The organism is Vibrio sp. KUL78 (genome assembly GCF_059725505.1).
The window spans coordinates 247,469-260,544 of sequence record NZ_AP045837.1 but is presented as its reverse complement, the minus strand read 5'-3'; the positions used below and the strand labels follow the sequence as shown (position 1 = coordinate 260,544).

General features: G+C 47.7%; 15 protein-coding genes. 6 read left to right on the top strand and 9 right to left on the bottom strand.

All coding sequences use genetic code 11. The features are described from left to right. Positions 1-9 precede the first annotated feature (9 nt). The 4 genes from cysE to AC6I8Y_RS01235 all read right to left on the bottom strand — a co-directional run bounded on the left by cysE (position 10) and on the right by AC6I8Y_RS01235 (position 3,143). Positions 10-831, bottom strand: coding sequence for a serine O-acetyltransferase (gene cysE / locus AC6I8Y_RS01250; protein WP_042478859.1), 822 nt, complete (start codon positions 829-831; stop codon positions 10-12). A gap of 40 nt (positions 832-871) precedes the next feature. Beyond that, positions 872-1,894: an NAD(P)H-dependent glycerol-3-phosphate dehydrogenase gene (gpsA, locus tag AC6I8Y_RS01245; protein WP_446569844.1), complete on the bottom strand. Its 1,023-nt coding sequence runs from the start codon at positions 1,892-1,894 to the stop codon at positions 872-874. A gap of 189 nt (positions 1,895-2,083) precedes the next feature. Then, positions 2,084-2,551, bottom strand: a complete 468-nt coding sequence (gene secB, locus AC6I8Y_RS01240; protein ID WP_042478856.1) for a protein-export chaperone SecB — start codon at positions 2,549-2,551, stop codon at positions 2,084-2,086. 157 nt (positions 2,552-2,708) lie between these two features. Continuing rightward, complete coding sequence (locus AC6I8Y_RS01235) at positions 2,709-3,143, bottom strand: rhodanese-like domain-containing protein (RefSeq protein ID WP_128649664.1); 435 nt, start codon at positions 3,141-3,143, stop codon at positions 2,709-2,711. Positions 3,144-3,553: 410 nt separating this feature from the next. Between AC6I8Y_RS01235 and gpmM the strand changes: the two genes are divergently transcribed. Next, positions 3,554-5,086 carry a 2,3-bisphosphoglycerate-independent phosphoglycerate mutase gene (gene gpmM / locus AC6I8Y_RS01230; protein WP_394154047.1) on the top strand — a complete coding sequence of 511 codons (1,533 nt, stop codon included), beginning with the start codon at positions 3,554-3,556 and terminating at the stop codon, positions 5,084-5,086. A gap of 197 nt (positions 5,087-5,283) precedes the next feature. Further along, entirely contained in the window at positions 5,284-6,414 is a 1,131-nt protein-coding gene (locus tag AC6I8Y_RS01225) for a murein hydrolase activator EnvC family protein (RefSeq protein ID WP_252013149.1), read from the top strand. 14 nt (positions 6,415-6,428) lie between these two features. On the opposite strand, the gene AC6I8Y_RS01220 is transcribed toward AC6I8Y_RS01225, so the two are convergent. The 3 genes from AC6I8Y_RS01220 to zapB all read right to left on the bottom strand — a co-directional run bounded on the left by AC6I8Y_RS01220 (position 6,429) and on the right by zapB (position 8,590). Continuing rightward, positions 6,429-7,403, bottom strand: a complete 975-nt coding sequence (locus AC6I8Y_RS01220) for a DHH family phosphoesterase (protein ID WP_498021416.1) — start codon at positions 7,401-7,403, stop codon at positions 6,429-6,431. Positions 7,404-7,506: 103 nt separating this feature from the next. Continuing rightward, on the bottom strand, positions 7,507-8,151 hold the full coding sequence (locus tag AC6I8Y_RS01215) for a TetR/AcrR family transcriptional regulator (protein ID WP_128649666.1): 645 nt from the start codon (positions 8,149-8,151) through the stop codon (positions 7,507-7,509). Positions 8,152-8,347: 196 nt separating this feature from the next. Further along, positions 8,348-8,590 (bottom strand): cell division protein ZapB, encoded by a 243-nt coding sequence (gene zapB / locus AC6I8Y_RS01210; RefSeq protein ID WP_042478850.1) that lies wholly within the window; start codon positions 8,588-8,590, stop codon positions 8,348-8,350. A 325-nt stretch (positions 8,591-8,915) separates the two neighbouring features. Between zapB and glpX the strand changes: the two genes are divergently transcribed. The 3 genes from glpX to AC6I8Y_RS01195 all read left to right on the top strand — a co-directional run bounded on the left by glpX (position 8,916) and on the right by AC6I8Y_RS01195 (position 11,154). After that, positions 8,916-9,923: a class II fructose-bisphosphatase gene (gene glpX / locus AC6I8Y_RS01205; RefSeq protein ID WP_498020656.1), complete on the top strand. Its 1,008-nt coding sequence runs from the start codon at positions 8,916-8,918 to the stop codon at positions 9,921-9,923. Positions 9,924-10,090: 167 nt separating this feature from the next. Further along, positions 10,091-10,711 (top strand): helix-turn-helix transcriptional regulator, encoded by a 621-nt coding sequence (locus AC6I8Y_RS01200; protein ID WP_128649667.1) that lies wholly within the window; start codon positions 10,091-10,093, stop codon positions 10,709-10,711. A gap of 113 nt (positions 10,712-10,824) precedes the next feature. Next, on the top strand, positions 10,825-11,154 hold the full coding sequence (locus AC6I8Y_RS01195) for a DUF3135 domain-containing protein (protein WP_252013143.1): 330 nt from the start codon (positions 10,825-10,827) through the stop codon (positions 11,152-11,154). A gap of 83 nt (positions 11,155-11,237) precedes the next feature. On the opposite strand, the gene AC6I8Y_RS01190 is transcribed toward AC6I8Y_RS01195, so the two are convergent. After that, the gene (locus AC6I8Y_RS01190) at positions 11,238-11,663 is read right to left on the bottom strand and encodes a DUF805 domain-containing protein (RefSeq protein WP_042478839.1); all 426 of its coding nucleotides are present in this window, start codon (positions 11,661-11,663) and stop codon (positions 11,238-11,240) included. Positions 11,664-11,678: 15 nt separating this feature from the next. Further along, positions 11,679-12,026, bottom strand: coding sequence for a 5-carboxymethyl-2-hydroxymuconate Delta-isomerase (locus tag AC6I8Y_RS01185; RefSeq protein ID WP_042478837.1), 348 nt, complete (start codon positions 12,024-12,026; stop codon positions 11,679-11,681). Between the two features lie 254 nt (positions 12,027-12,280). Between AC6I8Y_RS01185 and tpiA the strand changes: the two genes are divergently transcribed. Beyond that, complete coding sequence (gene tpiA, locus AC6I8Y_RS01180) at positions 12,281-13,054, top strand: triose-phosphate isomerase (RefSeq protein ID WP_042478835.1); 774 nt, start codon at positions 12,281-12,283, stop codon at positions 13,052-13,054. Positions 13,055-13,076 lie beyond the last annotated feature (22 nt).

Genomic DNA, 13,076 nt, shown 5'->3' with positions numbered 1-13,076 from the left:
GGCTATCGGTTAGATACCATCACCGCCCATAAAGGTCTGTGACTTACCATTAAACTGCTGGTCCATGTCCAGAGATGGCTTATCTGTCTTAGGCCTACCAACAATTTTCGCGGGTACACCTGCCGCTGTTGTATGTGGAGGCACTGGCTGAAGCACCACAGAGCAAGAGCCAATCTTGGCACCTTTACCCACTTCGATATTACCGAGGATCTTAGCACCAGCACCAATCATCACACCTTCGCGGATCTTAGGGTGTCGATCACCACACTCTTTACCCGTACCACCCAATGTAACGTTCTGTAGGATAGAGACATCATTCTCCACCACCGCCGTTTCACCGATAACGATGCCCGTCGCATGGTCAAGCATGATGCCTTTACCGATACGCGCTGCAGGATGGATATCCACCTGACACGCTACTGAGATTTGATTCTGAAGATACGTCGCCAAAGCGTTACGCCCCTGAGACCAGAGCCAGTTTGCGACTCGATAACCTTGCAGGGCATGATAACCTTTTAGGTATAGAAGCGGCATTGAGTACATGGATACCGCAGGATCTCGATTCACTGTCGCACAAATGTCACACGCCGCTGCATCGGTAATGCTCGGGTCAGCATTAAACGCTTGCTCAACCACTTCACGCACAGCCATAGCCGGCATTGACGCTGTCTTTAGCTTGTTAGCAAGGATGTAGCTTAGCGCTGCTCCAAAGCTTTCATGGTTAATTATGGTGGCATGATAGAAGCTAGCCAGCATCGGCTCTTGTTCCGCTGACTCACGGGCTTCTCTTACAATGCACTCCCAGACATTTTGTTTTTCACAGTGTTTCATTTTCGGTCCTACGATGAATACTCAATCATCCGTCGAGCGATTATTGCTGCTCGGCTTTTTTATCCCTAGCGAGTAGATCTTGCGCCGCAAGGCGCGCGTCCTTTCCTTGATACAATACTTGATAGATTTGGTCAACAATTGGCATCTCTACACCCATGCGTTGAGACAACAACCACACCTCTTTGGTATTGCGATAGCCTTCCACTACCTGACCAATTTCGGTTTGTGCGGTATCGACATCCTTACCTTCGCCCAGCGCAAGACCAAAGCGACGGTTGCGCGATTGGTTATCGGTACACGTCAATACCAAATCGCCCAGGCCTGCCATTCCCATAAAGGTATCAGGCTTAGCGCCGAGCGCTGCACCCAGGCGAGTCATCTCCGCGAGACCACGAGTGATAAGTGCGGTACGAGCATTGGCACCAAAGCCAATGCCATCCGACATACCCGCGCCAATCGCGATGACGTTCTTCACGGCGCCGCCAAGCTGCATACCAGTGAAGTCATCGTTGGCATAGACGCGGAATGTTTTGCTGCAGTGGATCTTTTCTTGTAGATCCGCCACAAACTGCGCATCTGGAGAGGCAACGGCGATCGCCGTCGGTAGGCCAGCTGCCAGCTCTTTAGCAAAGGTTGGGCCTGATAGTACCGCCAGCGGGTAATTCTCACCAATGATGTCGTGTGCTACATCTTTAAGTAAGCGCCCTGTCTCCGGCTCAAGCCCTTTCGTCGCCCAGCAGATACGACTGTCTTCTCTGAGGTGTGGCTTAATGCTGTTGAGCACGATACCAAACACATGGCTTGGGACCACAACCAGTAAGTCACGACTCGCCTGAACTGCTTTTTGCAGATCCGATTCAACAATCAAAGACTCTGGAAACTCAATGCCAGGCAAGAACTCATGGTTTGCACGATCGGCTTCTAGTTTTGCCATGTGTTCAGGTTCGTGTCCCCAAATCACCACGTTCGCACCGTTTCTTGCTAGCGAAATCGCAAGCGACGTGCCATAAGAGCCAGCACCAATAACGGTCATTGCGATTTCTTTTCCATATGCGTTATTCATAACACCACCTAATTTGTCGGTATGATTATGTTTCTTTGTTATACCCAAGTGACCCTAAAAGCGGCAATCTCTCGAGATGACTTGGGTATAAGTCTAAACCTGTATAAGCAAATAAAAAATGCACATCGCGGTGCGCTGTGCATTTTTATTACATAGACTCGTTAACGCAGAATCAGTCTGCGAAGGAGATTAAGCTTCCGCTTGACCTTCTTGCTGAGCTTGCTGCTGTAGGTAGTTCATGAACAGTGCGTCAAAGTTAACTGGCGCTAGGTTCAGTTGAGGGAACGTACCTTTCATCGTTAGGCTTGAGATAGTTTCACGAGCGTATGGGAATAGGATGTTCGGGCAGAATGCACCTAGGCAATGTGCAAGTTGACCTGCTTCCATTTGCTCTGCAGTGAAGATACCACCTTGTTGTACTTCACATAGGAATGCAGTTTCTTCTGCATTTTTCACTGTCACTGTCAGGCGAAGAACAACTTCGTATACGCCTTGACCTAGTTCACGGCTTTGAGTGTCAAGATCTAGCTTAACATCAGGGTTCCAGTCTTTCTGGAACATATCTGGCGAGTTTGGCGCCTCAAATGATACGTCTTTTAGAAAGATACGTTGGATTGAGAAGTTTTGTTGTGCTTCTTGTGGAGCTGCTTCAGCCATGATGATTTCCTTAAATACGTCTAAATTTGTCAAAACGTTAATGAGTTTTCTTGCAGACTAGCCGAGCCAATGTTTGATGACTAGGCGAGCCGTGAATTCCGTGGCATTTATCACATCCCTTAGTCATAACTGCCGCGAAATTACTCAAAATTCTGTGTTACTTCTTGCCTTTGATCAGCGGTAGGTTTGCTTCGCTCCAAGCCACTAGACCATTTTTCAGCAAGTAAACCTTTTCAAACCCTGCTTTTGCAAGCAAGTTCGCGCTCTCTTGCGCCGTTTGACCAGTCTTACATACCACAATGATTGGGTCTGATTTGTGGTTTTCAAGGCTGCCGAAAGAACCCGCTTTGATATCTGAAGGTAAAACGTGAAGTGCGTCAGTAATGTGACCACGTTTGAATTCGTCTTTTGAACGAATATCCACCACGATGCCATTCTCACGGTTCATCATGTGTGTGACTTGTGCTGCAGAGACTTCTTTATATGCTGCGTTCGCTGATTTAAAGATGTTAGCGATCAGAGCAACAAATAGTGCAACCCACACTAGCGACATGATCATGTTTTGTTGAAAAAATTCTAAATACTCTTGCATAGCTTGCGCTCTTAGATAGTTGAACATTAAATCAGTCGAGGAGTATAGCGGCTTAGCCTCGCCGTGGCGAGAGGGGAAAATGTTTCGAGCGGAGAATTGGGATCCTTCTCCTCGCCTTGCCTGGCAATGGCAGCGCTAGACACTATTGCAGAGATAGAAAAAACCGATTAGTCAAAGCGACTAAACAAGGCGTATTAATAGAGATAAAGCCGAGGTATCTAACGAAAATAACGTCTATGATTACCTCACAAAGAACATAAACAGACGAATTAGCTAGATAAAACTGTAACCCAGCAACGGTAATCACAAACATTATTTGATCTGCCACTACAGTTATGGGTAAAAAGTGTAGTAAAATTACGCTAATTTGTTTTCTGTAAAGTTACTATCGATTTGACGAGGTTATAACTATGTCAGCTAAGAAGCCAATGGCTCTAGTGATTCTTGACGGTTGGGGTTACCGTGAAGACAACGCAAGCAACGCAATCAACAACGCAAAAACTCCAGTAATGGATGGCTTGTGGGCAAACAACCCACGTACTCTTATTTCGGCTTCTGGTATGGACGTAGGTCTGCCAGACGGTCAAATGGGTAACTCAGAAGTAGGTCACACTAACATCGGCGCGGGTCGTGTTGTTTATCAAGACCTAACTCGCATCACTAAATCAATCGCTGACGGTGAGTTCTCTCAGAACGAAGCGCTTGTTGCCGCTATCGACAAAGCAGTAGCAGCAGGTAAAGCTGTACACCTTATGGGTCTTATGTCTCCAGGTGGTGTTCACTCTCACGAAGACCACATCTACGCAGCCGTTAAAATGGCAGCAGAGCGTGGCGCTGAGAAAATCTACCTACACTGCTTCCTAGACGGCCGTGATACACCGCCTCGTAGCGCTGAAGGTTCACTAAAGCGTTTCGACGAGCTATTTGCTGAGCTTGGTAAAGGCCGCGTAGCGTCTCTAATCGGTCGTTACTACGCAATGGATCGTGATAACAACTGGGATCGCGTACAAGTTGCTTACGACCTACTGACTCAAGGCAAAGCTGAGTTCACTTACGACAATGCAGTAGCAGGGCTTGAAGCGGCTTACGCTCGTGAAGAAAACGATGAGTTCGTTAAAGCAACGGCTATCAAAGCTGAAGGTCAAGAAGACGCAGCGATCCAAGATGGCGACGCAGTTATCTTCATGAACTACCGTGCTGACCGTGCACGTCAAATCACTCGTACATTCGTACCTGAGTTTGATGGTTTTGAGCGCGCAGTATTCCCAGCGATCGACTTCGTCATGCTAACGCAATACGCAGCTGACATCCCGCTATCTATCGCTTTCCCACCAGCGTCTCTTGAGAACACGTACGGTGAGTGGCTATCTAAAGCAGGTAAGACTCAGCTACGTATCTCTGAAACAGAGAAATACGCACACGTGACGTTCTTCTTCAACGGTGGTGTTGAGAACGAATTTGACGGCGAAGAGCGTCAGCTCGTTGCTTCTCCAAAAGTAGCAACTTACGACCTACAGCCAGAAATGAGCTCTGAAGAGCTAACAGAGAAGATGGTTGCGGCTATCAAGTCTGGTAAGTACGACACTATCATCTGTAACTATCCAAACGCAGACATGGTTGGTCACACCGGTGTTTACGAAGCTGCTGAGCAAGCTATCGAAGCTCTTGATGCGAGCGTTGGCCAAGTAGTAGACGCGATCAAAGAGGTGGGCGGTCAAATGCTGATCACAGCTGACCACGGTAACGCAGAGATGATGGTAGACCCAGTGACTGGCGGTACGCACACTGCTCACACTAACCTACCAGTACCTCTAATCTACGTAGGTGACAAAGCGGTTGAGTTCAAAGAAGGCGGTAAACTGTCTGACCTTGCGCCAACAATGCTAGCGATGACTGACATGGAAATTCCAGCAGAGATGTCTGGTGAGATCCTAGTTAAGTAATTGCCTTTCGCAGTCATGAAAAACGCCGATGTTTCTACATCGGCGTTTTTGTTTGCTTGCGCCTAAGGTGCCATGTGTGGATATAATGGCAACATCACTTTAGAGGTGCGGATTGCGAACAGCTATAGTGAACTATCAATCAGTTATGATTACTATTGAATGAGCAAACTCTTGTCGCTGCGTGTAGTGGAATTAGGATGAAACCAAACAGAATTAGGCTTTTTACCCCTCGTTTGTCTGCACTGGTCGTGTGTTTAGGGCTCGCTTTACCCAGCGCCCATAGCCTTGCAAACCAAAATGAACTCACAGGTGTAAAAAGTGAGATAAGTCGTCAGCAAAAATCCCTATCTGCACAGCAAAAAGAGCTCGATACACTGCAAAAATCCCTGCGTGAGCAAGAGATTGGCATTTCTAATGTCGAGAAAGAAATCAAAGCAACAACGGCAGCGCTTGCTCAAGCCAACCGCAACCTAGATGGGTTTCATAGCCAAGTTGAGGCACTAACACAGCAAAAAGAGCAGCAACAAAAGGTGCTCGCTGAACTGGTACAAACCTACTACATCACCAAGCAAAATAACTCCGCGTCTGGTGTGCTTAGCACAGACCCTGACCAAGACCGTATCAGTCAATACTATCAGCATCTAGCGAAGGCCCGCGCCGAAACACTGGAACAACTTGCCGAGACCGAACGCAAGCTAGCGGAAAGTGAGCGAGCGTTGGAGCTTGAGCGCAATCAGATCGCTCAGCTTCTAGAGCAGCAAAAAGCCAAGCGTGACACCTTAGCTAAGAATCGAAGCAGCCGACAAAGCACGGTAAGCAAAATTCGCCGCAGTATCTCCAGCGATAAAAATTACCTCGCGGAGCTGCAGCGCAATGAAACCAGGCTAAAAGCGGAAATCGCCAAAGCGGCGAAGCGCAACCAAGTACCGATGGATGGTCTTGCTCGTCAAAAAGGTCGTCTTCCATGGCCAGTAAAAGGCAAGGTGCTACATAGCTTTGGTACCAAACAAACCGGACAAGTCAACTGGAAAGGCATGGTCATCGCTGCCAACTATGGCGACTCGGTTAAGTCAGTTTACTCTGGTACCGTGGTATTCGCCGACTATCTGCGCGGCTATGGACTCGTAGTTCTGCTCGACCATGGTAAAGGCGATATGACGTTATATGGCTACAACCAAACCCTACTAAAGAAAGAGGGTGATAAGGTCGCAGCTGGCGAAACCATTGCTCTTGCCGGCGATACAGGCGGTCAAGACAGCTCATCCCTCTACTTTGAGATCCGCCGTAATAGTAAAGTCCAAAACCCGAAAAGCTGGTTAAAGCGCTAGCTCAGTACCGCTACTCATTGCTTTGAGTAGCGTGTTGTTGCAATCTCAATCAGCCTTTCTAGCTCGCTCTCTGGCATGCTGTTAATGCCGCCCGCCGCCTCTCTGCCACCACCGGTGGCAAACTGACTGCAAATTTCTCCTGCCCCTTGCTTATTATTAAGTGGCGCTCTCACCGAAACGGTATAGCACGGCTCTCCCGATACATCGCTTCTTGGCACCAATGAGACGTGCGCTTGATTAGGGGATTGATTGGCAAGTCTATTAATCCAGGTACCCGACATTCGTCTCGCTGCCGCACTATCCGGCAGCAAGACCACTTTAAGCACCGCTGAATCATGGCGTGTCTGCGCTGCGCTCAGCGCTGATTCGTCCTGTGCAAAGGCCGCTTTGAGTACATGATATGGGGAGCTAGGATCACCAATACACTCAAAAGGATCATGGTAGGCCAAAAGCTGCTGATACAAATCAACCGGATTAAAATGCAGGTCTTCGAGGCTTTCACCGTAGCCGTTGTAATTGATCAGCGTACCCAGCTCGTTAAGTAAGCGGCGCTGCTCATCACTTAACCTTAAAGTCGATGCCAATGCCTCAGCACTTGCCAGCATGTTGTCGCCATACGCAGCAGCAACCGCCCATAACCTAAATTGGCCTTGGAGCAACTTGTCGACAATCAGTGCCGTACAGGTATTCGCATCAAGGTCAATATGGGCATCAAGGTATTGGCTATTTGGAATGGAAGATGCCTTGTGATGGTCAATATAAGTAGTTGGAACATGATGATCCAAAAGCTTCTCGAGCGCGGCTTGATTTTTATCCATCGAGATATCAAGCACCGTCACTGAGCTTGCCTGCTCGAGTGGCACCTGCTGCAACAAAGCGATATCACGTTTAATGCCCGAGATAAGCTGACTCTCTTTTGGCTGCGCCAAACGTAGTTGCAGTAAGGCAAGTATGCCGTCGGCATCGCCATTGAATACATCGTAATGCACCTTCACACTCTTCCTTTAATGCGGGGATAGAAACCACAAACCCTACTTGTTAAGTAGGGTTTGGACAATACGAATTGGCTATATATCATGCCGTTAGCAACAGTTAGCTTGTTGGGCTACCCATCATGCGAACGCCATCTTCTAGCAGCGTCAGTTGCTCTTTACCTTTATCAGTCGCCAGAGGCTTAACCACATGGATCATTTGTAGCATACCTTGTTGGATCACCTCTTCGGTGATTTTAGTGCGTGGTGACATCGCCGACTGATAGCTTAGCCAACCCACTGCCATCATGTGCAGGGTTGTGACCAGTGACTTGAGTTCTTTATCGTTGATGGTGAGCAAATCAAGCTCTACAAATGCCTTGAGAATGTTAACCAAGTTGCCCTGCAAACGCTCTTGGACCTCGATGTACTCTTCATGCAGCTTCGGGTCTCGCTGCAAAATCTCTGGCAGATTGGCATAGAAAAAGCGGTATTTCCACATCAGAGTGAAGATGGAATCCAGGTAATGTTTCAGCAGTGCTAGGCTCTCTTGCTGGCCTTGGACTGGGGTAAAACGCTCGATGAGTTCTTGCGAGTAAAGCGCAAAAATCTCGCGAACGATTTCTTGTTTGTTTCGGAAATGGTAGTAGAGATTGCCCGGGCTAATCTCAATGTGCGCCGCAATATGGTTGGTTGTCACGTTGCGCTCGCCATCAGTATTGAACAAGTCGAGGGCGGCATAGACTATTTTGTCACGTGTTTTCATTCTAACTTTTCCTTTCCCTAGTTAGAGTTAGTATACGTGCTCAACTTGTACACGAAAAGTCAAGAGATGGTGAGTTACACTGGTTAGACCAAACAACACCCGTATTTCGCATATTCACCACGTAATCCATTCATGGTGAGAAAACAAAAAAGCACCCAATGCAGGGTGCTTTCAATATTCTCGAATGAGCGAAAAATTACTCTACTTCGTCCATTTTACCTAGTAGGTTGCGAATGCGCTCTTGCCATTGGCTATGCTCGCGCTGCATCTGTTCCGTCTTCTGCTCTAGCTCTACACGGCTGCTGCGTAGCTCTTCAGCTTGGTTCGCTAGCTGTGCTTTCTCTTCTTTCAATTCCTCTACTTCCATTTGAAGAAGAGCGATTGTGTCAACTGCAGTTTGAATTTTTGCTTCTAGTTGTTCCAGTACTTCAAAAGACATCTCGGCCTACCCTTGTTTAATCCTGTGAAATGAAAATGCTTCATTCTATATACCCTATAGTGCCCCATTCTACTCAGCCTAGAGAAGATAGACACGTCCTATATTGCAGATTTTTCACTATTCGGTCAAAAAAGCGCCGTAAACTGACCTGCCGTTTACTAAAAAACGTTATTCAATATTGGCTTCGGCTTTGCAAGCTCTCCACCATCTGCGATTTTAACGACAAGATCGCCACCAAACAGATAAAAAGGCAAACGTTTCCCTTCTGATATGCTAGAATTCGCGCCGTAAATCATTTGTCATTTTTCATTAAATTGGAGTCAGTATGAAGCGCGATTTAGCAATGGCTTTTTCACGAGTTACCGAAGGTGCCGCACTAGCAGGTTATAAGTGGCTAGGACGAGGCGACAAAAATGCTGCCGATGGTGCAGCGGTGGAGGTCATGCGCAGCCTACTGAACAAGACCGATATCGAAGGTGAAATCGTTATTGGTGAGGGTGAAATCGACGATGCACCTATGCTGTACATTGGTGAGCACGTGGGTATCGGTGGCGATGCGGTAGATATCGCTGTTGACCCAATTGAAGGCACACGTATGACGGCGATGGGTCAGTCTAACGCGCTAGCCGTTCTTGCTGCGGGCGAGAAAGGCAGCTTCTTGAAAGCTCCAGATATGTACATGGAGAAGCTGGTTGTGGGTCCTGGCGCTAAAGGCGTCATTGACCTTAACAAGCCACTCAAAGAAAACCTAAACAACATCGCAGCCGCGCTGGGCAAAACCCTTGATACTCTGGTAGTAACCACACTAGCAAAACCACGTCACGATCAGGTTATCGCTGAGATGCAAGCAATGGGTGTTCGCGTGTTCGCAGTGCCAGATGGTGATGTAGCGGCATCGATTCTCACGTGTATGCCAGACAGTGAAGTCGACGTGATGTACTGCATCGGTGGCGCGCCAGAGGGTGTAGTTTCTGCGGCGGTAATTCGTGCGCTTGATGGTGACATGAACGGTCGTCTGCTGCCTCGCCACGCTGTAAAAGGCGATACCGAAGAAAACCGTAAAGCAGGACAAGACGAGCTTGAGCGCTGCGCGGAAATGGGCGTTGAAGCGAGTGTCGTGCTGCGTATGGAAGATATGGCACGTAGCGACAATGTCGTATTCTCAGCAACGGGCATCACTAAGGGTGACCTACTTGAGGGCATCACTCGCCAAGGCAACATCGCGACAACAGAAACCCTGCTGATCCGTGGGCGCTGTCGTACCATTCGACGCATCAAGTCTACGCACTACCTAGAGCGTAAAGACCCAGAGATCCGCAACATTATCCTTTAAGCGAGTTCGCGATAGAAAAGCGCTGATCTTCATCAGCGCTTTTTTTATTTGGTTATACGTCATTTATCCATACGCAACATTGTAAATAATTTGCTTTATTAACCTTATCCGCCATAATACCTCGACTATCTTTACCTTAAGGCTGAACAAACAGAACGGATGCACTGATGAAAGCCACTGATCACATCATAGACATCATAAAACGCGAGGGAGCCGTCACCGCAAAACGTATTGCGGAGCGTTTGGGCATCACGACCATGGGCGCAAGGCAGCACCTCCAAAGCCTTGAAGAGGATGGATTGTTGCGATTCGAGGACGTCAAAGTCAAAGTGGGTCGCCCGAATAGACATTGGTCCTTGACCGCTCAAGGTCATGCGCGCTTTTCCGACCGCCATAGCGACCTCACAATTCAGTTTATTGACGCCATTGAGAATGTGTTTGGCAGTGAGGGGCTTGAGAAAGTCTCCAAAGAACGCGAGTTCAACACCCTCACAACCTACCAACCACACTTTGATCAACTACCCGACTTGCAAAGCAAGGTTCAGAAATTGACTGAATTGCGCGAGAAAGATGGCTACATGGCAGAGCTTGAGCAAACCGATGATGGGTTTGTGCTCATCGAGAATCACTGCCCTATTTGCAAAGCGGCTTCTCGCTGCGAAGCGCTATGTCAATCTGAGCTCAATGTATTCCAAGCCTTGGTTGGCAGCGACGTTAACGTCGAGCGCGATGAGCATATCGTTAAAGGCGCCAGACGATGCGTCTACAAGTTTCACGCAAAACAATAAGCCCAACCTACGTGTCTCAACTCTGAGACACGTCATGCATTTAAGTTTGTCTTTTCTCATTAAGTCCTACGCTATGAATATGGTTCGATAACGTTAGGCATAGGAAGGCAAACATGGCAGAGCCGATTTCACTTCCCTCTTTTGAGGATCTAGCAGCGATGGCAAAAGAAGACCCAGAGAAGCTCAGCCAACTGCGACATCAACTGTGTGAGCAATTTATCGAGAGCTGCTCGAGTGACATGCAACCAAGATTGCATGCCCAGCAATCCCACATTGAGCGAGTGCTGCAGCGCGCCAAAAACCCTATCCACGCTAATGTGCTGTTGAGAGAAGAGCTCCACAAGCAGATCGTTAAATTTTCAGAGGCGCTGCATGGTGATCTCCCATCACCAAAACAAACGGCCGATGTATTGCCATTTCGCCGCGATGAGGAGTGGCGCTGAACCAGCTCATACGTAATAGAAAACAGTCGCGCACTAAAAAGGGAAGCCAATGCTTCCCTTTTCTCACACGATTCGTAAGCACATTACTTGGGCTCATCACCGTATTGGTTAGGACCTTCGGTGCCCTTAAGAAAACCGCACTCCACTAAAATCCATGCACCACACGCTAGGGCTGAAAACGACAACAAACTTTGCACCATCGACGGCTGAGCGGCTGTCGCAGGATCTAACGTCGGTAAACTCATGCGCCCAAACACCAATGGCAAGTTAAGCAATAGCCACCAATTAGATTTATTGCGGTCATGCCAACGCTTCGCCGTGATAGCTAGGTCAGGGATAAGCAACATCAGCAATAGCAAGGGCAACAAAAACTGCATCACATTAGGGAATAGAAAATTTAGCCCCTGTGCAACAATCATAATGGCTAAGTAGTAACAGACATTCCACATCCAGAATGTCTTACGCCCAATGCGTCCATTGAATGAAAACAGTAACGATTTTAACGGCATCAAATCACTCTCGTATTAATTGGTAATCTTTTGAAAGCAGGTCTTGTCCATATCGCGAATGTTCACTGTTAAGCTCTTAATATGGCTCGCCTGCTCTCTTAGCACTTCCATCAGCTTTCTTGAAAGCTCGCGTTTTTGCTCATCTGTCCTTCCAGATAATAGCTCAAAGCTGATGTGCACAAAATCTTCGCTGTCACCATACTCGCCAATCAACCAGTTGTGGCTGCGCAGGGAACGCGACTTAACAGAATCAGCGTCAAACAGTCCGCAGTTCAACGTCACTCGGTGTAGGTCTTCCAATAACCCTTGTACATTCAACCTTTCATCGGCTGTATTCGAATATTCTAGAACCAGATTCGGCATACGACTTCCCTTTGTTGTGACCAATAGGCGACAAGGTATAGCAAGCCGCGAGTAAAATTCCGAGAAGTATTCTATTATTCTGTTTACTGGATCACTTGGGCGAGCCATTCTGGGCAATTGTTAGGATAAGATACCAAAGCGATAAAGAAATGACCCCAATCATGATCTACATGAATTAATCTGTTATATTCTTTCGTAATCACGTTTATTTTTTACATTCGTTTTTTACAAACACTGATTTTGGAGAAAATCTCATGCGTCAACCTGTAGTTATGGGTAACTGGAAACTCAACGGCAGCAAAGCAATGGTAACTGAGCTGCTAACTGGTCTAAACGCTGAACTTGAAGGCGTAACTGGTGTAGACGTGGCGGTAGCTCCACCAGCACTATACATCGATCTAGCTGAGCGTGTAATCGCGGAAGGCGGCAACAAGATCATCCTTGGTGCACAAAACACAGACCTAAACAACAGCGGTGCTTTCACTGGCGACATGTCTCCAGAAATGCTGAAAGACTTCGGTGCTACTCACATCATCATCGGTCACTCTGAGCGTCGTGAGTACCACAACGAATCAGACGAGTTCATCGCTAAGAAATTCGCATTCCTAAAAGAGAACGGCCTGAAGCCAGTTTTCTGTATCGGTGAATCTGAAGCGCAAAACGAAGCAGGCGAAACTGAAGCAGTTTGTGCACGTCAAATCAACGCAGTTATCGACGCTTACGGTGTTGAAGCACTTAACGACGCTATCATCGCATACGAGCCAATCTGGGCTATCGGTACTGGTAAAGCAGCAACTGCAGAAGATGCACAGCGCATCCACGCTTCTATCCGCGCTCTAATTGCAGAGAAAGACGCAGCAGTAGCTGAGCAAGTAATCATCCAATACGGTGGTTCTGTTAAGCCAGAGAACGCAGAAGCTTACTTCTCACAACCAGACATCGACGGTGCTCTAGTTGGTGGTGCATCTCTAGATGCTAAGAGCTTCGCAGCTATCGCTAAAGCAGCGGCGGCAGCTAAAGCTAAGTAATCTCTATTGATTACCAAAAAGC